This window comes from Streptomyces melanosporofaciens, assembly GCF_900105695.1.
GTDB classification, from domain to species: domain Bacteria; phylum Actinomycetota; class Actinomycetes; order Streptomycetales; family Streptomycetaceae; genus Streptomyces; species Streptomyces antimycoticus.
In genome coordinates, this window is sequence record NZ_FNST01000002.1 from 4,316,766 (window position 1) to 4,336,246 (window position 19,481).

Consider the following 19,481-nt stretch of genomic DNA (forward strand, 5'->3'; position numbering starts at 1 on the left):
GGTCGCTATGAGTTCGACGGGGGAAGGGGCGACGGGCGCGCGGGGCGTGCCCGTGGGGCCGTGGTGGTGGTCGCGGCGGCGGAGTATGGGGCTCGATGTCCTGCTCGCCGTGGCGTCGGCGGTGGAGTGTGCTGTAGAGGGTGTCTTTTTCGCGCATGATGCCCGGATTCCGGTTGTCGCCGGGGTGCTGCTCGGGGTGATTGTCGGGGCCACGCTGGTGTTGCGGCGGCGCTGGGCGATCGCCGTGGTGCTGATATCGATCGCGATCACGCCCGCCGAGATGGGTCTGCTGCTGGGTGTCGTGTCGCTGTACACGCTGGCCTCGTCCGAGGTGCCGCGCCGGATCACGGCGTTGCTGGCCGGGATGGCGGCGGTGGGGAGTTTCCTCGTCACGGTGATCGGGCTTCGGCGGGACAATCCGCAAAGTGGTCTGGGGACCTCGGTGTGGGAGGCCCCGATGTTCGCCATGGTGCTCACGTTGGGGCTGACCGCTCCGCCGGTGCTGTTGGGGCTGTATGTCCGGGCGCGGCGGCGGCTGGTGGAGAGTTTGCGGGAGCGGGCGGACGGTCTGGAGCGGGAGCTGTCGCTGCTGGCGGAGCGGGCGGAGGAGCGGGCCGAGTGGGCGCGTAATGAGGAGCGGACCCGGATCGCGCGGGAGATGCATGACGTGGTGGCGCACCGGGTGAGTTTGATGGTGGTGCATGCGGCGGCGTTGCAGGCGGTGGCGCTCAAGGATCCGGAGAAGGCGTCGAAGAACGCGGCGCTGGTGGGCGATATGGGGCGGCAGGCGCTGACGGAGTTGCGGCAGATGTTGGGGGTGTTGCGGTCGGAGGATGGTCTGCGGGCTCCGGGTGCGGCTTCGGCCGCCGTCGCGCCGGGGCCGGTGTCCGCTGCCGGGGATCGGTCCGCGGAGGTGGCCGGGTCTTCTGTCGATGTCGACGGCTCGTCCGCGGATGCTGCCGAGGAGCGGCCGCTGGCGTCGGTGGCGGCCGCGGCTTCGGCGGCTGCGGAGGCCGCGGGTGCGGCGGGGAGGGATGTGGGGGCGCTCGGGGGGCCGCGGCTGGCGGAGCTGGAGGCGCTGGTGGGCCAGTCGCGGGCGGCGGGGATGGCGGTGGAGCTGTCGGTGGAGGGTGAGGAGCGGCGGTATGCGGCTCCGGTGGAGCAGACGGCGTATCGGGTGGTGCAGGAGGCGTTGACCAACGTCCATAAGCATGCTCCGGGCGCGAGTGCCCGGGTTCGGGTGGCGCATCGTTCGGCCGAGATCGCGGTTCAGGTGGAGAACGGGCCGTCGGAGCGGGGTGCGGCGGATGCCGGGCTGCCGAGTGGGGGGAATGGTCTGGTCGGGATGCGGGAGCGGGTGTCGACGCTCGGTGGGGGTTTTGTGTCGGGGGCCACGGAGGCGGGTGGCTTCCGTGTGTCGGCGGTCATTCCGGATGGCACGGACGGCACGGACGGCACGGATGACGCGGATCACACCGGCGGCGTGGATGAGAAGGATCACACGGGCGGCGGGGATCGGCTGGCGGGCCGTCCGGTGGAGGGCACGGCGGCCAAGGGGCGCGGCGGGGGTGTGGAGCGGGCGCAGCGCGCCTAGTGCTCGCGGCCTGCCGGATGGCGCGGGTTGTGCGCGGGCCGGTCTGGCCTATGCGCGGGCCAGTCTGGCCGGGAGTGCGCCGGTGACGAGGGTGCTGAGGGCGGCGTCGAGGGTGGGGCCGAGGTACCAGTCTCCGGTGTGGTCGAGGCTGTAGACCCGGCCTTCCGCGTCGATGGTCAGCAGTGCCTGGCCGTCGGATTCCTCGCCCAGTGGGCAGATTTCGGTTTCGAGGGCGTGGCCCAGGTCGCCGAGGGTGCGGGCGAGGTGGAGGCCGTGCAGGGGGTCGATGCGGAAGGGGGTGGGGGCGATTTCGCGGCCCGTGCCGGGGGGCTGGATGTGGAGTCCGCCGAATTCCGCCCATGCTTCGACGGCGGCCGGGAAGACGGTGTGGCGGTGGCCTGCGGGGGAGGTGTGGGCGCGGAGGGTGTCGGCCCAGACTTCGGCGCGGTGCATGTCCCAGCGGCCGGGTTGCCAGCCGGCGTCGCGGAGGGCGGCGTCGACGGCGACGGAGAAGCGGGTGACGTCCAGGCGGTCGATGGGTTGCCGGGCCGGGCGTGTCGGCGGTGTCTGCGCCGCCTCCGGGGCCTGTGGTGCCTGATGTGCCTGGTTCATGTGGTCTCACCCACCGTCCGTACGCCGAAGTGGGCCAGTAGTGCGGCGCAGGACAGGCAGGGCGGGGCGTAGCTGCCGTGCTGGGGGTCGCCGGCCTCGCGGATCCTGCGGGTGGTGAGCTTGGCGTGTTTGAGGGAGCGGCGGGCTTCACCCTGGGTGAGCGGTTTGCGGGAGGCGCGCTTGGAGCGGCTTGCTTCGACGTTGGCCAGGTGGCGGGAGAGCAGGATCGCTTCGGGGCAGCGGCCGGTGAAGCGTTCGCGCTGGCCGCTGGCGAGTGCGTCGAGGAATTCCTGGACCAGTGGGTGGAGTGTCGGCGGCTGTTCGGCTTTGCCTCCGGTGCAGGTCAGCGTCTCGCCGCGGACGGACAGCGCGGCTGCGACGGCGGGCAGGATGCCGTCGCGGCGGCGGTTGAGCGGCGGTGGGCCGGCGTCGGGGTCGACGCTGCTCCATCTCAGCCGGGGGTCGCCGGCCGCGAGGGCGGCGCCGTCGCCGCCTCCGTTGCTCTGCGTGATGTGCATGTGGTGGATCCCTCCCTGTGCAAACCCCCGGTTGCAATGATCAGATTGCCAAATCCCGCGGGCGCTGCGGTAGTCCGGGCCTGAACGACCTGGTGGGGGCGGAGGCCGTCATGAGGGGGGATGGCCGCCCGGTTCGGCCGGTTGCGTCACCGCATAGGCTGTGCCCAGTAGCCAGCATCAGCAGGGGGCAACCGCCATGACGACAGGTCGGCTCGGGCAGCATGCCGCGCCACCGAACACGGCCTACGCCGGGCAGGTCGTGCACTTCCCGGATCCCGTCCGGGCCGCGCGCCACCCCAAGGGCGTCCGAGTGGACGAACACGGCTTTCCGGACTTTTCGCCGTATGCGCGTGCGGCCGCCGAAATCGCCGAGCCCCCGGAGGGGTTCGGCGTCGACGAGCTGCGGCTGACGGACTATGTCTCGGCGAACGCGGCGCTGCACGCCACCGGCCATGAGCTGTGGAACGGGGCGTCGGCGGTGGCCACACCGCACGGCTGGACCTGGCACCATGTGGTCGGTACCCGCCGGATGGAGCTGGTTCCGGTCGAGGTCAAGGCGCTGCTGCGGCATCACGGTGGGCTTGCGACGGCGCAGGTCGACCAGGAGAAGCGGGGCACCCGCCCGCTGCAGGAGACCCGGCCGATCCATGTGGGCCTGCCGCTGAAGGGCATTTCGGTCACCGAGGAGCAGGTGCTCGGTGTCGAGGAGGACCTGGGCTATCGGCTGCCCGAGGCGTATCGCGCCTTCCTCAAGGCGGCGGGCGGCTGCGCACCGGTCGGCGCGGCGCTGGATCCGGAGCTGGGGCTGCTGATCGACCAGCCGTTCTTCACGGTGCGCGACGAGGCGGCGGTCAATGACCTCGTCTATATCAACAAGTGTCTGCGGGATCACTTCACCAAGGACTATCTGGGCGTGGGCTTCGTCCAGGGCGGTGTGATCGCGGTCAAGGTGAAGGGTGACGCGATCGGCTCGGTGTGGTTCTGTGCGTATGACGACGCGCGGGACCGTGACGGCTGGACGGTCCAGGAGCGGGTGGGGCGGCTGTTGTTGCCGTGCGGCGACGACTTCGACGCCTTCCTGCTCCGGCTGGCGGGCAATCCGCCGGAGCTGGAGACCGTGGCGAACCTGATGGTGGACGGTGGCTTCGCGTACGCCGTCCCGGTGGAGGGGTGAGCGCGATGGTGACCTTCGCACAGGCGCAGGAGCGCGCGGAACTCTGGATCAACGGCGATGTGCCGGCTTATCAGCAGCGCGAGGCGCGGGTCCGGGAGTTCGATCTGGGCTTTGTGGTCTGGGCCGAGGACCGGGCGGACGGGCCGGTCTCGGGCGGGGGGGCCGAGGGCACGCGGATGGTGATCGCCCGCGACAGCGGCGAGACCACGCTGTGGCCGGGGCTTCCGGTGGGTGAGGTGATCCGCCGTTACGAGGAGCGGTACGGCACGACCGACGGTTCCCGTGACGAGTCCACCACTGGCCGGCAGCAGCGCATCGACTTGAACGCGACGTCCTTCCTGCTCACTCCGCCGGAGTGGCTGCAGGAGGCGGCGGACGCGATGAGCAGCCGGCCCGAGGCGTCGGCGGACCTTCCCGGGCAGCGGCCGGGGGCGGAGCCGGGCGGGGGCGCGCCCGATGCCTCCGCGCCGGTGTCAGCCCCGTCCGCCGCTTCGGCTCCTCCTGCCCCGTCCACTCCTTCCGCTTCTCCTGCTCCTTCCGCCGCTTCGGCTGCTCTGCCTCCGGAGGGCGACTGGCCGTCGGCCGGTGGCCCCGGGGCCGGGCCCGGGGTGTCGGCACCCAGGATCTCGGGCGAGGACGACTGGCCGTCGGACGGCGGGTCGCGGAGCGCCGCGCCGGGTGCGCCGCACGGCACGCCGGGTGCGCCGCCTGTTCCGGGTCCGCCTGCTGGGCCTGGGCCCGTTCCGCCCGGGCCTGTTCCCGGCGGGCCCGTTCCCGGCGGGCCTGTTCCGGGTGCGCCGCAGGGGCGGAGCGGGGCCGTGGACGACTGGCCGTCCGACGGTGTCGCGCGCCCGCTCGCGGCCGGCTCGCAGCAGGACGCCCGGCCCGGCCCCGGCGCCCCGTCCGGCGGCGGTGAGGGCCGGCAGGGCGCGCCGCCTGCGCCCGGTGGCGCGAGCCCCGGTGGGGCGAGCCCGTGGGCGCCGCCCGCGCCGGACGCCGGTACGCCCTCCTCGGGGGGCCAGGCAGGCAACGCGGCCACGCCCGGCGACAGTACGCCGTGGGCCGGTACGGACATCAAGGGCGACGACGACCGCTCGGTCGCCCCGCCCGCCACGGTCTTCGCGCCGCCGCTCGCGGGCTCCGACGACGAGGACACTCCGCCGCCGGGCGTACGGCCCGACGCCAAGACCGAGTTGATGTCCGGCGGCAGTTCGCTGCCGCCCACGGCCATCGCCCCGTCCCTCGACTTCCCGGAGCAGCAGGGCGGCTCCGGTGCCGGCCCGGGTGATATCGCGGACGCCGCCACCCACAAGGCGGGCGGCGGTGCGATGCCTCCGCCGCCCGGTGCGCCCGGTGCCCGGCCGGGTGTGGACTCCACGCCGCCGCCCGCGCCGTCCGGGCCCGGTGCCCCCGGCGCTCCGGCCGGGGGGTACGTACCGACGCAACTGGTCTCGCAGCTCGGCCCCGACGGCCCCGGTGGCGGCCCGCAGCCGCCCGGCCCTCCCGGCCCTCCTGGCCCTCCCGGTGCGCCCGGTGGTGGGCAGACGCCGCCTCCGCCGGGTGCGCCCGGCACGCCCGGTGGTGGGGTGCATGCCGCCGCGACGATGCTCGCGGGTGGTCCGGGTGTGCCCGGCCAGACGCCGCCCCCGGGCGCCCCGCAGCCGCCTGGTCCCCCTGGTCCGCCCGGCCCCCCTGGTCCACCCGGGGTCCCTGGTGCCGGGCAGACGCCCCCTGGTGCGCACGGTGGTGGGCAGACGCCGCCTCCGCCGGGTGCGCCCGGCACGCCCGGCGGCGGGGTGCACGCTGCCGCGACGATGCTCGCCAGCGGTGGTCAGACCCCGCCCCCCGGAGCTCCGGGCCCGGGCCAGGGTGCCCCATCCGGCCCGCAGCCGCCCGGCCCACCCGGTGTCCCCGGTGCGGGTGGTCCGCAGACGCCGCCGCCCCCGCCGGGCGCGGGCGGGCCGCCGTATCCGGGTGGACCGGGCGCGCCGGGCGCTCCCGGTATGCCTCCGCCCGCCGGTGCCCCGGTTCCGGGCCTGGCCCCGCCGCCGGGTATGCCCGCTCCCGGCGCACCCGCGCCGGGCACACCTGCTCCAGGGATGCCCGCCCCGGGCACGCCCGCTCCCGGCACGCCCGTGCCGGGTATGGGGTCCCAGCCCGGCTATGCGTATCCGCCGCCGCCCCCCGGTCAGCCGACCGTGGGTCCGGGCTATATGGCGGTGCTGCGCTACCGCGCGCAGGACGGTTCGGAGCAGCAGCTGATCCGCCGTTCGGCGCCGGGGACGCCGCATCCGGAGTGGCAGATCCTGCATGAGCTGCGGGCGATGAATGTGCCGCCGCAGCAGGTGCTGGAGCTGCACACCGAGTTGGAGTCCTGTGATCTGCCGGGTGGCTACTGTGCCCGGATGATCCGGGAGAGCTGGCCGCAGGTGCGGATCAGCCACACCGCTCCGTACGGCCGTGATCACGCGACCCGGCAGCAGGGTGTGCGTCATCTGCTGGAGCACCAGGGCGAGCTGCACCAGGTGGCGGACGGCCCGGCCCGTCCGGCGCCGAACCGGGTGCCGCTGCCGCATCCCAGCCAGGTGCAGCCGATTCCGCCGGTGCCGCCGGAGGGGCTGGCGCATGAGCTGGGCCAGGCGTTCGGGCCGCAGGGCATCGTCCGCTTCGACCAGCGCGCGGTGTCGCGGATGGGCGTTCCGGAGGTGGTGGCGCAGACGCTGGTGTGGGCGGGGCTGCCGCTGGACTTCGGTCCGTTCTTCTGGGCGCAGGCGCAGGCGGGCCGTCCGGTGCCGACGCTGGCGGAGCTGGCGGCGGAGCGCGGGGTGCAGTCCGCGTCGGACGCGGGTTCGTACCTGGTCATGGGCAATGACTTCGGCCGTCAGCTGTGTGTGCAGTACGGCACGGCGAACATCGTGGCGGTGCCGTTGGAGGCGACGCCCCAGCCGACGCCGCCGCAGTTCGTGAACACCGGGCTGCCGGAGTTCGTGCGCTGCATGGCGCTGCTGGGCCGGATGTGGCGGCTGCGCTACGGGCTGACGCCGGACCAGGCGGGCCGGTGGACGGTGGACTTCCAGGCGCAGCTGGCGGGTCTGGATCCGGCGGCGTTGTCGGCTCCGGACAACTGGTGGGCGGTGCTGCTGGAGCAGATGTGGGACGGTCTGTTGTAGGTCCGTCCGCGCGGCTGTGACCGCGCGCACCGTAGGAACGGCGATCGAGGCGCCCGACCCCCGTGACGGGGGCGGGCGCCTCGTCGTTGTTGTCACCGGCGGCGGTCCCGGCCGGAGATATGGGCGGAGTGTCGCGTTATGGGGGATGAGAGGCCATCTATAAAGATGTGCGCCGAAGCGCGTTGCATACCGGATAAAAGGGGTTCCAAGGATGGGCGCATCGGTGTCACGTCAGGGCTTCACCATCGTCGGCGGACGGGGCCGTGGCTACCGGCCCGCGCAGGTCGACCACTATGTGGCGGAATTGTCCGAAGCGCGGGACGCGGCGTGGGAGCGCGCCGCGCGCCTCACCGTGCTGGCCAATGAGCTGACCGCCGAGGCGGAGCGGCTGCGCGAGGTGCTCGCCCAACTGGCCCCCCAGACCTATGAGTCGCTCGGCGACCGGGCCCAGCTCATCCTCATGGCGGCCGAGGAGGAGGTCGTCTGTCTGCGGGCGGCGGCCGAGGCGTCGGCGCAGGAGGAGTGGGAGGCGGCGCAGGTGGTGGCCCGTACGGTGCGGGACGCCGCCCGTGACGAGGCCGAGCGGGTCCGCGAGGCCGCCGAGGTGGCGGCGCGCGCCACCCTGGAGTCGGCCCAGGTGGATGTGGACGAGCTGCGGGCCGTCTCGCGTCAGGACGCCAAGGAGTGGCGGACCCAGGCGCTGGCGGAGCTGAAGGAGATGCGGCAGCGCGCCGCCGGGGTCCTGGCCGAGCAGGAGCGGGAGCACGCCGAGCGGTGGGAGGCGGCGGGCCGTGAACTGGCCGAGCGGGACAACGCGATGGCGGCCCGGCTGGCCCAGCTGGAGGAGTACGCCCAGGCGACGCTCGCCGACGCCAAGCGGGAGTACGGGATGGCCGAGCAGGCGGCCCGGCTGCGGCAGGAGGACGCGCAGGCGCAGGCGGCGGAGATCATCGCGCAGGCGCGGGCCCGCGAGGAGCGCCTGGCGCGGGAGACGGAGCGGACGCTGCGTGAGCATGTGGAGCGGCGTGAGGAGCTCAAGGCGCATCTGGAGCATGTGCGCGGCAGCCTGGCGGCGCTGACCGGTAAGCCGGTGGCGGCGGAGGACGCTGCGGCGGCGCCGCGCCCCGAGTCCTGAACGCACCGCCGGGCTTCGAGGACGCGGCCCGGAGCACGCTCGGACCCGGGTGCCGTCGGCCCCGTCAGGATTCCGTCTCGGCCTCGGCTTCGGTGCGGATCGGGAAGCGGCGCGGGGCGAGGAACACCAGCACCAGCAGCGCCAGTAGCGCGGCGGTCGCCGAGCCCAGGTAGACGTGGTCGACGGCGGTGTCCACGGCCCGCCGCAGATAGTCGGCCGCCTGGTCGGTGAGGGCGCCGGGGTGTTCCAGGGCGCGGGAGACCGAGTCCAGGTCGTCGGGCAGCCCCGGCCGGATGGCGTCGGGGGCTTCGGTGAGCCGGGAGGCGAGGGTCGCGTTGGCGACGGCCCCGAAGAGTGCCGCCCCGAGGCTCTGGCCGACCTGGCGGCAGAAGAGGATCGAGGCGGTGGCGGTGCCGCGCTCGGCCCATTCGACGGACGACTGCACTCCGATGATCAGCGGCAGTTGGAAGAGCCCGAGGGCGCCCCCGAGCAGCAGCATGATCAGCGCGGGCTGCCAGGCGGCACCGGGGTAGGGGAGGAGGGGGAAGGCCGCCAGGATCAGTGTGGCGGCGGCCATGCCGGTGATGGCGCAGCGCCGGAAGCCGACGCGGTTGTAGACGCGGCTGCTGAGCGCGGCCGCGATAGGCCAGCTCAGCGTCATCGTGGAGAGCACGAAACCGGCCGGTATCGGTCCGAGTCCCAGCACCGACTGGGCGTAGGTGGGCAGAAAGACGGTCGGGGCGATCATCAGCAGGCCGAGCGCGGCGAACGCGAGGTTCACCGCCGAGATGGTGCGGCGGCGCCAGACCCAGCCGGGGATGATCGGTTCGGCGGCGCGCCGTTCGATCCATACGGTGGCCGCGGCGCAGATGGCGGCGCCGCCGAGCATGGTCAGGGACGGGGCGGACAGCCAGTCCCAGGCCACCCCGCCCTGGACGAGGGCGGTCAGCAGCAGTCCGCCGGTGAGGAAGACGCCGAGCGCCCCGGCCCAGTCGATCCTGGGGCGGCCCTCCCGGTGCCGTCGCGGTTCGTGCAGATGGCGGGTGATGAGGAGGAACGCCAGGGCGCCGATCGGCAGGTTGATGAGGAAGATCCAGCGCCAGTCGGCGTATCCGGCGAGCAGTCCGCCGATCGCGGGGCCCGCCACGGAGGACAGCGCCCAGACGGAGGACAGCCTGGCCTGGATCTTCGGGCGCTCCTTGAGCGGGTAGAGGTCGGCGGCGACGACCTGGATGGTGCCCTGGAGCGCCCCGCCGCCCAGTCCCTGGACGATCCGGAAGGCGATGAGGGAGGCCATGTTCCAGGCGGCGGCGCACAGCAGTGAGCCGATGAGGAAGACCACGACGCCCGCGAGCAGGATGGGTTTGCGGCCGAAGGTGTCGGAGAGCTTGCCGTACAGCGGCAGGGAGACGGTGACGGCGAGCAGATAGCCGGAGAAGAGCCAGGAGAAGACGGAGAAGCCGCCGAGGTCGCCGACGATCTGCGGTACGGCGGTGGAGATGATGGTCGAGTCGAGCGCGGCCAGCGCCATGCCGAGCATGAGGGCGGCGGCGACGGGGCGGCGGCCGCGGGGGGTGGGGGCGCCGGGGTGCGGCTGGGATGCGGGGGGCCTCGGGTCAGCGTCCATCGGCCGTCGTGCGGTGCCGCCCACGGTGGCGCGCTCCCTTCGCCGGTACGCGCCGGCACGTGTCCCTGATGGTCGTACGCGGGACTCCCGTACGCACGATTCTTGTACGACCCACGATTCCATGGCGGGACAGGCCGGGGGAAGAACGCATCCGGGCTGTCCAGAAGGCCCGGGTTGAGCCTGACGTGGCGGAAGGGTGCAGTATTCACCCCGAGTCCGGGTCAGTCTCAGGACTCACTCCCCTAGGGGATGCCCACCCTGTACTCCTACTCCCGGTTCGTCCGGGCGGATGAGGAGCCTGTCGTCCCGGCTTCATAAGGTTGCTACGGGCTGCGCGACCGAGGGGGTGGGGCTAGCCCTACCGCTGAGAGGGAGTCCTTCCCCATCGCGGAGGTTCCCGGATCACGGCAATCTGGATGCCGTGATCGGGGAGCGACATCGCCGATCGAATACTGAAGGAGAACGAGCGTGACAACGGCTGTATCGATTCCCAGGACCGGGGGCAGCGGAGGACATACGGCCGTCGCCGCCCGTGCACGTCAGGTGCTCAAGGCGTATGGCTCGGGGGAGACCCGGGTGGTCGCGCTGGACCATGTGGACGTGGACATCGCCCGCGGGCAGTACACCGCGATCATGGGCCCGTCCGGCTCCGGCAAGTCGACCCTGATGCACTGCCTGGCCGGTCTGGACACCGTCAGCTCCGGGCAGATCTTCATCGACGAGACCGAGATCACCGGGCTGAAGGACAAGAAGCTCACCAAGCTGCGCCGGGACCGGATCGGCTTCATCTTCCAGGCGTTCAACCTGCTGCCGACGCTCACCGCGATCGAGAACATCACGCTGCCGATGGACATCGCGGGCCGTAAGCCCGACCGGGCCTGGCTGGACCGGGTGGTGGAGACCGTGGGCCTGGCCGGCCGGCTCAAGCACCGTCCGAACCAGCTCTCCGGCGGTCAGCAGCAGCGCGTCGCCGTGGCCCGCGCCCTCGCCGCCCGTCCCGAGATCATCTTCGGTGACGAGCCGACCGGAAACCTGGACTCGCGGGCCGGCGCCGAGGTGCTGGGCTTCCTCAAGCGGTCGGTGGACGAGCTGGGCCAGACCATCGTGATGGTCACCCATGACCCGGTCGCCGCCTCCTACGCCAACCGTGTGCTGTACCTGGCCGACGGCCGGATCGTCGACGAGATGTACAACCCGACGGCCGAGCTGGTCCTGGAGCGCATGAAGCACTTCGACGCGCGGGGACGGGTGTCATGACCGTCCTCAAGACCTCACTGCGCAACTTCGTCGCCCACAAGGGGCGGATGGCGCTGTCCGCGATCGCCGTGCTGCTGTCGGTGGCGTTCGTCTGCGGCACGCTCGTCTTCACCGACACCACCAACGCCACCTTCGACAAGCTCTTCGCGAGCACCGCCTCCGATGTCACGGTCAGCCCGAAGGGCGCGGGCGACGACGACACCCGGCAGGGCCGGATCCGTTCGCTGCCCGGTTCGGAGCTGGCGCGGCTGAAGCAGGTGGACGGCGTCAAGTCGGTGATCGGCGACGCCACCAGTCAGTCGATCACCGCCGCCGACCGGAACGACAACAGCATCGGCTCGGACTCCGGCGCCCCGACCATCGGCACCAACTGGGACCCGACCGAGACGCGCTCGGTCCAGATCACCTCCGGTCACGCGCCGCGCGGCCCGACCGAGGTGATGGTCGACGCCGACACCGCGAAGAACAAGAAGCTGAAGCTGGGCGACGAGATGCGGATCATCGCCATCCCCGGCGAGTTCCGCGCGAAGATCGTCGGCATCGCCACGTTCCAGGTGACCAACCCCGGCGCCACGCTGGTCTTCATGGACACCGACACCGCGCAGCGCAAGCTGCTCGGCGCTCCCGGGGTGTACTCCAGCTACCTGCTCACCGCCCAGCCGGGCGTCAGCCACGACCAGCTCAAGAAGAGCGTGGTGGCCGACCTCGGCACCGGTGTGAAGGTGCAGACGAAGGCCGAGTCCAGCAAGGAGGCCGAGGACGACATCGGCTCGTTCCTGGACGTCATGAAGTACGCGATGCTCGGCTTCGCCGGGATCGCCGTCCTGGTCGGCATCTTCCTGATCGTCAACACCTTCTCGATGCTGGTCGCCCAGCGCACCCGTGAGATCGGCCTGATGCGGGCCATCGGCTCCAGCCGGAAGCAGATCAACCGGTCGGTGCTGATCGAGGCGCTGCTGCTGGGCATCGTGGGCTCGATCCTCGGTGTCCTCGGCGGCGTCGGCCTCGCGGTCGGCCTGATGAAGATCATGGGCAGCGCGGGTCTGCACCTGAGCACCGACCAGCTGACGGTGAAGCCCACCACGCCCATCATCGGCATCGGTATCGGCGTCATCGTCACCGTCATCGCGGCGTACATCCCCGCCCGCCGGGCCGGGAAGATCTCCCCGATGGCGGCCCTGCGCGACGCGGGCACCCCGGCGGACAGCAGGGCCGGCTGGATCCGCGGCGTGATCGGCACCCTGCTCACCGCGGGTGGCGCGGCCGCCCTGGTGGTCGCGGGGAACGCGGACAAGGCGGTCGACGGCTCGATGTTCCTGGGCCTGGGCGTGGTGCTGACGCTCATCGGCTTCATCGTCATCGGCCCGCTGCTGGCCGGTCTGGTGGTCCGCGCGCTGGCCACCGTCGTCCTGCGGATCTTCGGCCCGGTCGGCCGGCTGGCCGAGCGCAACGCGCTGCGCAACCCGCGGCGCACCGGCGCCACCGGCGCGGCCCTGATGATCGGCCTGGCGCTGGTCGCCTGTCTGTCGGTGGTGGGCTCCTCGATGGTCGCCTCGGCCACCGATGAGCTGGACAAGTCGGTGGGCGCGGACTTCATCATCCAGTCCGACATGGGCCAGCCGATCACCGAGGGGATCGAGAAGTCGGTGCGCCAGGCCAAGGGCCTGAAGCACATCAGCGAGGCCAAGGACATCGACGGCGCCAAGCTCACCCTGCCGGACGGCAAGACGGTCACCAAGGACCTTTCGGCCGCCAGCCCGACGTACGCGGAGGACCTGCGCACCCCGGTCGTCGAGGGTGATCTGGCCGCCGCGTACGGCAAGGACGCCATGTCGGTGCCGGAGGGCTTCGCCAAGGACCACAAGGTGAAGAAGGGCGACACCCTGACCGTCGCCTTCAAGGAGGGCCGGACCGCCAAGCTGACCGTCGCCGCGATCACCTCGGACGACGTCAGCCTCGACAAGGGCGCGATGTACCTCAACATCGCCACCGTCGAGGACTATGTGCCCGCCAAGCTGATCCCGGCGGACGTCATGATGCTGGCGCAGGCCAAGGACGGCCAGGAGGAGGCGGCGTACGCATCCCTCAAGGCCCAGCTGCACCACTACCCGTCGGTGAAGGTGCGCGACCAGACCGACTACAAGCAGGAGGTCAAGGACCAGGTCGGTCAGCTGCTCAACCTGGTCTACGGGCTGCTGGCGCTGGCGATCATCGTCGCCGTCCTCGGTGTGGTGAACACCCTGGCCCTGTCGGTGGTCGAGCGGACCCGTGAGATCGGCCTGATGCGCGCCATCGGCGTCTCCCGCCGCCAGATGCGCCGCATGATCCGGCTGGAGTCCGTGGTCATCGCGCTCTTCGGCGCGCTGCTGGGGCTGGGGCTCGGCATGGGCTGGGGAACCACGGCCCAGAAGCTGCTGGCGCTGGAGGGTCTGAAGACCCTGGAGATCCCGTGGCCGACGATCATCACGGTCTTCATCGGCTCGGCCGTGGTGGGTCTGATCGCGGCGCTGGTCCCGGCCTTCCGGGCGGCGCGGATGAATGTGCTGAACGCGATCGCCACGGAATAGCCAAAGCCGACGGGGGAAACAGGCTCGCTGCCCTTCCATGGGGGGAGGGGCTGAAGGCCGACCGGCCCGGTGTGCGACGGGGGAGCGCACCGGGCCGGTCCTTTCTGTGTGAACGATGCCTCCAGAGGCCCGGCATTCGGCCCGGGCGAGGCGGGGGCGAGGCGGGGGCGGGGAACGCGCCGAGCCGCTCGGCCGCTGATCCGGTGGTTTGACGTGGAGTGCGCTCCAACTCCTAGCGTGATCGTCACGACCACAAGGGAGGTACCCGATGTCCGCACTGCCCACCCGTCGCCTGGGCGCACTGACCGTCGCGGCCCAGGGCCTGGGCTGCATGGGAATGAGCCATGGCTACGGCGCCTCGGACGACGCCCAGTCGATCGCCACCCTTCACCGCGCCCTCGACCTGGGCGTCACCCTGCTGGACACCTCCGACTTCTACGGTTCCGGGCACAACGAGGAACTGCTCGGCCGGGCCCTGGCCGGACGCCGGGAGCAGGCGGTCCTGGCCACCAAGTTCGGCTTCGCCAACCGGCTGGGGGAGCCGACCGCGATCCGGGGCGACGCCGCCTACATCCGCCAGGCGTGCGACGCGTCGCTGCGGCGGCTCGGCGTCGACCACATCGACCTGTACTACCAGCACCGCGTGGACCCCGACGTCCCCATCGAGGAGACCGTCGGCGCGATGGCCGAGCTGGTCCAGGCGGGCAAGGTGCGCCATCTCGGCCTGTCCGAGGCGGGCGCGGACACCATCCGCCGCGCCCACGCGGTGCACCCCATCGCGGCGCTGCAGAGCGAATGGTCGCTGTGGACGCGGGACCTGGAGCACGAGATCGCCCCGGTCTGCCGTGAGCTCGGCATCGGCCTCGTCCCCTTCTCCCCGCTCGGCCGCGGCTTCCTCACCGGCCGCTACACCTCGACCGAGAGCCTGCCGGAGGGCGATGTGCGCCGCACCCAGCCCCGGTTCGCCGACGGCAACCTCGAAAAGAACCTGGCCATCGTCGGAAAGCTGAACGAACTGGCCGCCGAGAAGGGCGTCACCGCGGGCCGGCTCGCCCTCGCCTGGGTGCAGCACCGCGGCGACGACGTGGTCCCCATCCCGGGCACCCGGCGTCAGAAGTACCTGGAGGAGAACCTGACCGCCGCCACCCTCGAGCTGTCGCCCGAGGAACTGGCCGCGATCGACGCCGCCGCCCCGGCCGACCAGGTCGCCGGCACCCGCTACGACGAGAAGAACCTCACCTTCGTGGGCCGCTGACCGCCACCGTGGTTCATCGGGCGTGAAGGCCGATCCGCGGGCGACCGATGAGTTTCGCGGTGCCCCGGGGTCTCAGGTGGTGAACGCATCACCTCAAGGGAGATCACCATGACCGAGACCGCGAAAGGCACCCGGCTCGCCGAGGTGGGCCGGGTTGCCGTCACCGTCGCCGATCAGGACCGGGCGCTGGACTTCTATGTGGGCACGCTCGGCTTCGAGAAGCGTGCCGACATGCCCTTCGGCGACGGCCACCGCTGGATCGAGGTGGGCCCGGCGGGCGCCCCGACCGGGATCGCGCTCGTCCTGCCGCGCGAGGGCGGCCAGGGGCCGGGCTACGACACCGGCATCATCCTCACCTCCGAGGACATCGACGCCGACCACGCGACGCTGCGCTCGCGCGGCGTCGACACCGACCCGGAGGTCCAGCGCTGGGGCGGCCCGGTGCCGCCGATGTTCAGTTTCCGGGACGGGGACGGCAATGCGCTGATGGTCGTCGAGAACGGCTGACCGCACCCGGCCGGGAGCCGGTTTAACAGCCGGTTACCGAGGGCCGGTTGCCGAGTGGCTGGTGGTGGGCCGGTGTCGAAGCCGGGAAAAGAGCCGGTCCGCGACGGGGGCGGACCGGCTCTTCCATGCGGCTATGACACGTGGCGGCCCATGAGCTCGGCACGGACACGCAGCAGGAGCCCGATCCAGCTCCGGTAGGGCCGCCAGCCGTCGGCGATCCCGGCCAGCCGGCCGATGTCACCGGAGACGGTCTCGTCGAGGCCGTACGCGGTGGCGAGGGCCGCGTGCAGTCGCGGTTCGTGGCGCGGGAAGACATCGGGGTGCGCGGCGCCGCGGATGAGGATGAGCTCGGCGGAGAACGGGCCGATGCCGGGGAGGGTGCGCAGCGCCGCGAGGGCGTCGTCCACCGGCATCGCGCGCAGCCGTGCGGCGTCGAGTTCCCCCGCGTCGGCCGCCTCCGCCAGCGCGTGCAGCCGCTCGATCTTCACCTCGGTCAGACCGGGGATCGAGGTGATCGCGCGCAGCACCGGTGGGGTGGGGAAGGCGTGCAGGGTCCGGCCCGCGACCTGGACCCGCCGTCCGTACCGCTCGGCGAGGCGGGCCTTGATGGCGGCGGCCTGGGTCATGCGGATGCGGTGGCCGATGACCGCCCATACGGCGGCTTCGTAGGGGGAGTGGAAGCACACCGGCCGAAGGCCCGGAAATTCCGCCATGAGCCCGGCCACCACGGGGTCTGTGACGGCGAGTTCGGGGAAGCCGCTTCCGTCGACGTCGAGCGAGAGGATGCGGGCGAGCTGGTCCCGGACGGCGTCGTCGGGCCAGGACGGCTCCCCGGGGGATACGGGCCCGGCCCCGGCGGACGCGAGGTCCGCCGGGGAGCCGTCCAGGTCGCCGTCCGGTTCGCCGGGATACACGGTGAACTCGACTTGTACCGTGCCCGCTTCACCGTCCGCCGTCTCCTCCTGCCGTACCGCGGCCGCCACCGTCGAGTGGCCGTCGTCGGCGGGAAAGGCCAGGCGGAGCACCTCGTCCGCCGTGCCGGAATAGCTCGCGGGGGTGAAGCCCTCCAGGAAGCGGACGCTCGCCGCCAGCGAGAAGGGACCGGCCGGGGTGAGGGAGACGGCGGTCACGATCAGCCTCCGTGCGCGGTGATGGCGTAGCCCTCGGGGCCGATGAAGGTGAACATGCGGCCGAACGGGCTGTCCTGCGGCGGGGTGATGATCGACACCCCGGCGTCGGCGAGCTGGTCGTGCAGCGCCTGGGCGTCCGTGGTGCGGAACCACAGGGCCACGCCGAGACCGGGCCGTGCGACGTCGTCGAGGTCCACGCCCGGCAGCGGCTCGCGGACGGCGAACGCGATCGGCTGGGTGGTGAACACCACGGCGCCGGGAGGCGATGCCGGGGCCCGCCGCAGTCCGAGGTGCTTTTCGCAGAAGGCGGCCGCCGCCTCGACATCGCGTACCTGCAGGGCGATGAAGTCGGGGCCGTCAAGGGTGGCGGTCATGGGTCCTCCCCAGGTGTTGATGTCAGGGCTTTGACATTCCCGGACTGTACGCACGCCTTCCCCCTATGTCAAAATCCTGACATGGAAGACCGAACTCCCGCGGCCCCGCCGCACCCCGCTCACGACGTCACCGAACATGTGGGATACCGCCTCAAGCGCGCCGCCGCGGCGCTGCGCGGCGCCATGGACAAGGCGCTGCGCGAACGCGGTCTGACGGTGCCGCAGTACGCCTGCCTGGAACTCCTCGACCAGCGGCCCGGTCTGTCCAACGCCGAACTCGCCCGGGGCACCTTCGTCACCCGGCAGTCCATGAACGTCGTCCTGCGCGGCCTCCAGGACGCGGACCTGATCTCCCGGCCCGCCACCACCGACCACGGCCGCGCCCTCCCCGCCCACCTCACCGAGGCCGGCCGCGAACGGCTGGAGGAGGCCCGGTCCGCCGTCTACGCCATCGAGCGGACGATGATCGACGCCTTCCCGCAACGCCGCCTGGCCGCCCTTCTCGCCGACCTCGACCGCATGGCGGAAGCCCTCGGCGGCTGAGTCCGCATCAGTCGCGGGGGAGCAGGGTGCCCAGCGGGCCGAGGTCCAGGTTGAGGTCCTCCGGCGTCAGTCCGTGCTGGTCGCACAGTTCCGCCATGCGCTGGTCGAGCAGCATCAGCGTGGTGCCGATGCGCTCGATCTGACCGTCGGTGAGGCCGCCCGCGTCGATACGGCGGATGGCCTGGCGTTCCATCAGCTGGCGGAGGAGTTCGACGACGGTCAGCACGAGGGCCGCCAGGTCGCGGCCGACCGAGTCGCGGTCGATGTCGAGGTGGGCGGGGGGCGGGCTCATAGCGGGCCGCTGTCGGTCCAGGGGGCCGGGACCCGTTCGTTGACCGAGGAGAGCAGGGCGTGCAGGGAGAGGCGGACGAGGGGGACCTCGGCGATCGCGATGACGAGGTCGCCGGTGACGACGACACCGGTGGCGAGCACCCGGTCGAGGAGGTCCACGAGGGGGACGCCAAGCGGTCCGAGGGCCTCGGCGGGGGTGGTTCCCCACGCGGGGGCCTCTTTGCGGGCGATGTCGGCGGGGGCCGCTTCCCATGCCGCTTTCGCCGGGGCGGCGTCCCAGGCGGCCCTGGTCATGAGGGTGTCCCTTCGTCGGTGACCCCTCCGTCGGCGAAGGAGTAGGGCGCCCACGGCCCGGAGAGCTCGATCTGGATGTCCGTCTCGTCGCGGCGCAACGAGGCGAGGGCGGCGCGTAGTTCGCGTTCCCGGCCCAGGTCGAGGAGGTAGGCCGCGTTCAGTACATGGGTACGGTGCTTCCCGGTCACCTCGACGCCGTGCGGGCGCAGTCGGCGCGCGGCGACGGCGAGGCCACGGACGGCGGAGTGCACCCGCTCGGCGGCCCGCAGCGTCAAAGTGTGGTGCTGTTCGCGGCTTTGCTGGCGGGTGCGGACGCGGTCCAGATAGGCCCGGCCGCTGGCCGGACCGTTCGCCGGGGCGACTCCCGGGGTGGGCGGCGGCGGTCCCGTCGGGGCGTAGACCTTGACGCCCCATTCGGCCCGGCCCGTGATCCGGCCCAGCGCGGTCAGGAGGGACGTCTCCCGCTCGCCCAGGGCCTCGCGGGCCCGGTCGTCGTCGAGATAGAGGGTGGCCAGCGGCAGCGGAACGGTGGGGGCCAGCGCCGACGCCGCCGTGATCACCGTGTGGTGGGCGCGGGCGCAGCGTTCCAGCTCATCGCGGTCGGACAGCCGCCGCCGCAGCGCCTCCTCGCCGAACCCGGCCGCGGGCACGTCCTGGACGACGGCGGTGAGCGGGCCCGCCGCGAGCGTACGGACGGGGGCGCCGGTGCCGAGACCGGGGAGCGCGGCCAACGCCGTGAGGGCGCCGCCGCGGCAGACCGCGAAGGCGTAGGTGAGGGTGGGGGCCTCGGGCGGGGTCATCTGTCCGCGCCCTCCTCAGCGGCCGTGGCGCCGACCGTGCTGAGCTGCTCATCGGAATCCATGCGCGATTCCAGGGCGTGGAGCCGTTCGCGCAGTTCCGCGTTCTCCTGGGCGAGGGCGTCCTTCGCGGCGCGCGAGGAGAGGGCGGGATCGGTTTCCCACCAGTCGATTCCGGCCTTGCGGGCGGTGTCCACGGAGGAGATGAACAACCGCAGCCGGATGGTGAGCAGTTCGATGTCCAGCAGGTCGATCTTGATGTCTCCGGCGATCACGATGCCCTTGTCCAGGACGCGTTCGAGGATCTCGGCGAGGTCGGAGGGGTGCCGGTCGGCGGTCACGGAAGGGGGGTACACCAGGTCACGGTCAGTCATGGCGGCTCACCCTCGCCCTTCCTCCCGGGCTTCGGCCGCCCGAGCGCTCCAGCAGATCCAGCAGCCGGTCCTCCTCCCGGTCGAACTCCTCGGGGCCGATCGCCCCCGACTCCAGGGCCTCGTTCAGCGCGGCCAGCCGGGCGCGCAGCACCGATGGATGGCACAGCTCCTCCTCCGCGACGTCCCGCACGCGCTCCGCGATCCACACCACTCCGCGCACCGGTGCCAGCGGGAAGAGGACGACCTGGCTCAGCACCCCCAT

The 19,481-nt window shown here is 72.4% G+C and carries 19 protein-coding genes; 9 read left to right on the forward strand and 10 right to left on the reverse strand.

Going from position 1 to position 19,481, the window contains the following annotated elements; all coding sequences use genetic code 11:
- Nucleotides 1-7 precede the first annotated feature (7 nt).
- Nucleotides 8-1,594 (forward strand): sensor histidine kinase, encoded by a 1,587-nt coding sequence (locus BLV72_RS21410; RefSeq protein WP_093464165.1) that lies wholly within the window; start codon nt 8-10, stop codon nt 1,592-1,594.
- Nucleotides 1,595-1,642: 48 nt separating this feature from the next.
- Here BLV72_RS21410 and BLV72_RS21415 read toward each other — a convergent pair whose 3' ends face one another.
- Both BLV72_RS21415 and BLV72_RS21420 read right to left on the reverse strand, forming a co-directional pair.
- Nucleotides 1,643-2,206: an SUKH-3 domain-containing protein gene (locus BLV72_RS21415; RefSeq protein ID WP_228053247.1), complete on the reverse strand. Its 564-nt coding sequence runs from the start codon at nt 2,204-2,206 to the stop codon at nt 1,643-1,645.
- Nucleotides 2,203-2,724, reverse strand: a complete 522-nt coding sequence (locus BLV72_RS21420; RefSeq protein WP_093464166.1) for a YwqJ-related putative deaminase — start codon at nt 2,722-2,724, stop codon at nt 2,203-2,205. The genes BLV72_RS21415 and BLV72_RS21420 overlap by 4 nt, the downstream gene beginning before the upstream one ends.
- A 196-nt stretch (nt 2,725-2,920) precedes the next feature.
- On the opposite strand from BLV72_RS21420, the gene BLV72_RS21425 reads away from it, so the two are divergent.
- From BLV72_RS21425 to BLV72_RS21435, 3 genes are all read left to right on the forward strand, one after another.
- Nucleotides 2,921-3,898: an SMI1/KNR4 family protein gene (locus BLV72_RS21425; protein ID WP_093464168.1), complete on the forward strand. Its 978-nt coding sequence runs from the start codon at nt 2,921-2,923 to the stop codon at nt 3,896-3,898.
- Nucleotides 3,899-3,903: 5 nt separating this feature from the next.
- Nucleotides 3,904-7,068, forward strand: coding sequence for an SUKH-4 family immunity protein (locus BLV72_RS21430; protein WP_093464170.1), 3,165 nt, complete (start codon nt 3,904-3,906; stop codon nt 7,066-7,068).
- Between the two features lie 211 nt (nt 7,069-7,279).
- The gene (locus BLV72_RS21435) at nt 7,280-8,203 is read left to right on the forward strand and encodes a coiled-coil domain-containing protein (RefSeq protein WP_208905684.1); all 924 of its coding nucleotides are present in this window, start codon (nt 7,280-7,282) and stop codon (nt 8,201-8,203) included.
- Between the two features lie 64 nt (nt 8,204-8,267).
- Here the strand turns inward: BLV72_RS21435 and BLV72_RS21440 are convergent, their stop codons facing one another.
- On the reverse strand, nt 8,268-9,830 hold the full coding sequence (locus BLV72_RS21440; RefSeq protein WP_244321421.1) for an MDR family MFS transporter: 1,563 nt from the start codon (nt 9,828-9,830) through the stop codon (nt 8,268-8,270).
- 468 nt (nt 9,831-10,298) lie between these two features.
- Between BLV72_RS21440 and BLV72_RS21445 the strand changes: the two genes are divergently transcribed.
- The 4 genes from BLV72_RS21445 to BLV72_RS21460 all read left to right on the forward strand — a co-directional run bounded on the left by BLV72_RS21445 (nt 10,299) and on the right by BLV72_RS21460 (nt 15,416).
- Nucleotides 10,299-11,087 carry an ABC transporter ATP-binding protein gene (locus tag BLV72_RS21445; RefSeq protein ID WP_059144709.1) on the forward strand — a complete coding sequence of 263 codons (789 nt, stop codon included), beginning with the start codon at nt 10,299-10,301 and terminating at the stop codon, nt 11,085-11,087.
- Nucleotides 11,084-13,654: an ABC transporter permease gene (locus BLV72_RS21450; RefSeq protein WP_093464176.1), complete on the forward strand. Its 2,571-nt coding sequence runs from the start codon at nt 11,084-11,086 to the stop codon at nt 13,652-13,654. Before BLV72_RS21445 ends, BLV72_RS21450 begins: the two co-directional genes overlap by 4 nt.
- Nucleotides 13,655-13,922: 268 nt before the next feature.
- Nucleotides 13,923-14,909, forward strand: a complete 987-nt coding sequence (locus BLV72_RS21455) for an aldo/keto reductase (protein ID WP_093464178.1) — start codon at nt 13,923-13,925, stop codon at nt 14,907-14,909.
- 108 nt (nt 14,910-15,017) lie between these two features.
- Complete coding sequence (locus BLV72_RS21460) at nt 15,018-15,416, forward strand: VOC family protein (protein ID WP_093464180.1); 399 nt, start codon at nt 15,018-15,020, stop codon at nt 15,414-15,416.
- A 131-nt stretch (nt 15,417-15,547) separates the two neighbouring features.
- Here the strand turns inward: BLV72_RS21460 and BLV72_RS21465 are convergent, their stop codons facing one another.
- Nucleotides 15,548-16,546 carry a DNA-3-methyladenine glycosylase family protein gene (locus BLV72_RS21465; RefSeq protein ID WP_093464181.1) on the reverse strand — a complete coding sequence of 333 codons (999 nt, stop codon included), beginning with the start codon at nt 16,544-16,546 and terminating at the stop codon, nt 15,548-15,550.
- Nucleotides 16,547-16,548: 2 nt separating this feature from the next.
- The gene (locus BLV72_RS21470; protein WP_093464183.1) at nt 16,549-16,920 is read right to left on the reverse strand and encodes a VOC family protein; all 372 of its coding nucleotides are present in this window, start codon (nt 16,918-16,920) and stop codon (nt 16,549-16,551) included.
- An 81-nt stretch (nt 16,921-17,001) separates the two neighbouring features.
- Between BLV72_RS21470 and BLV72_RS21475 the strand changes: the two genes are divergently transcribed.
- Complete coding sequence (locus BLV72_RS21475) at nt 17,002-17,463, forward strand: MarR family winged helix-turn-helix transcriptional regulator (protein ID WP_093464185.1); 462 nt, start codon at nt 17,002-17,004, stop codon at nt 17,461-17,463.
- A 7-nt stretch (nt 17,464-17,470) separates the two neighbouring features.
- Here BLV72_RS21475 and BLV72_RS21480 read toward each other — a convergent pair whose 3' ends face one another.
- Genes BLV72_RS21480 through BLV72_RS21500 form a run of 5 tightly spaced genes read right to left on the reverse strand, consistent with a single transcriptional unit; the run spans nt 17,471 to nt 19,481 of the window.
- Nucleotides 17,471-17,755, reverse strand: coding sequence for a gas vesicle protein K (locus BLV72_RS21480; protein ID WP_093464187.1), 285 nt, complete (start codon nt 17,753-17,755; stop codon nt 17,471-17,473).
- Nucleotides 17,752-17,985, reverse strand: coding sequence for a gas vesicle protein (locus BLV72_RS21485; RefSeq protein WP_043237878.1), 234 nt, complete (start codon nt 17,983-17,985; stop codon nt 17,752-17,754). Before BLV72_RS21485 ends, BLV72_RS21480 begins: the two co-directional genes overlap by 4 nt.
- Before the next feature lie 59 nt (nt 17,986-18,044).
- On the reverse strand, nt 18,045-18,848 hold the full coding sequence (locus BLV72_RS21490) for a GvpL/GvpF family gas vesicle protein (protein WP_093464189.1): 804 nt from the start codon (nt 18,846-18,848) through the stop codon (nt 18,045-18,047).
- Nucleotides 18,845-19,219, reverse strand: coding sequence for a gas vesicle protein (locus BLV72_RS21495; RefSeq protein WP_093464191.1), 375 nt, complete (start codon nt 19,217-19,219; stop codon nt 18,845-18,847). The genes BLV72_RS21490 and BLV72_RS21495 overlap by 4 nt, the downstream gene beginning before the upstream one ends.
- On the reverse strand, nt 19,212-19,481 hold the full coding sequence (locus tag BLV72_RS21500) for a gas vesicle protein GvpG (RefSeq protein WP_093464193.1): 270 nt from the start codon (nt 19,479-19,481) through the stop codon (nt 19,212-19,214). Before BLV72_RS21500 ends, BLV72_RS21495 begins: the two co-directional genes overlap by 8 nt.

Coding starts and splice junctions, on each gene's coding strand:
- BLV72_RS21410 (WP_093464165.1), top strand. CDS start 8: ATGAGTTCGACGGGGGAAGGGGCGACGGGCGCGCGGGGCGTGCCCGTG.
- BLV72_RS21415 (WP_228053247.1), bottom strand. CDS start 2,206: ATGAACCAGGCACATCAGGCACCACAGGCCCCGGAGGCGGCGCAGACA.
- BLV72_RS21420 (WP_093464166.1), bottom strand. CDS start 2,724: ATGCACATCACGCAGAGCAACGGAGGCGGCGACGGCGCCGCCCTCGCG.
- BLV72_RS21425 (WP_093464168.1), top strand. CDS start 2,921: ATGACGACAGGTCGGCTCGGGCAGCATGCCGCGCCACCGAACACGGCC.
- BLV72_RS21430 (WP_093464170.1), top strand. CDS start 3,904: ATGGTGACCTTCGCACAGGCGCAGGAGCGCGCGGAACTCTGGATCAAC.
- BLV72_RS21435 (WP_208905684.1), top strand. CDS start 7,280: ATGGGCGCATCGGTGTCACGTCAGGGCTTCACCATCGTCGGCGGACGG.
- BLV72_RS21440 (WP_244321421.1), bottom strand. CDS start 9,830: ATGGACGCTGACCCGAGGCCCCCCGCATCCCAGCCGCACCCCGGCGCC.
- BLV72_RS21450 (WP_093464176.1), top strand. CDS start 11,084: ATGACCGTCCTCAAGACCTCACTGCGCAACTTCGTCGCCCACAAGGGG.
- BLV72_RS21455 (WP_093464178.1), top strand. CDS start 13,923: ATGTCCGCACTGCCCACCCGTCGCCTGGGCGCACTGACCGTCGCGGCC.
- BLV72_RS21460 (WP_093464180.1), top strand. CDS start 15,018: ATGACCGAGACCGCGAAAGGCACCCGGCTCGCCGAGGTGGGCCGGGTT.
- BLV72_RS21470 (WP_093464183.1), bottom strand. CDS start 16,920: ATGACCGCCACCCTTGACGGCCCCGACTTCATCGCCCTGCAGGTACGC.
- BLV72_RS21475 (WP_093464185.1), top strand. CDS start 17,002: ATGGAAGACCGAACTCCCGCGGCCCCGCCGCACCCCGCTCACGACGTC.
- BLV72_RS21480 (WP_093464187.1), bottom strand. CDS start 17,755: ATGAGCCCGCCCCCCGCCCACCTCGACATCGACCGCGACTCGGTCGGC.
- BLV72_RS21490 (WP_093464189.1), bottom strand. CDS start 18,848: ATGACCCCGCCCGAGGCCCCCACCCTCACCTACGCCTTCGCGGTCTGC.
- BLV72_RS21495 (WP_093464191.1), bottom strand. CDS start 19,219: ATGACTGACCGTGACCTGGTGTACCCCCCTTCCGTGACCGCCGACCGG.
- BLV72_RS21500 (WP_093464193.1), bottom strand. CDS start 19,481: ATGGGGGTGCTGAGCCAGGTCGTCCTCTTCCCGCTGGCACCGGTGCGC.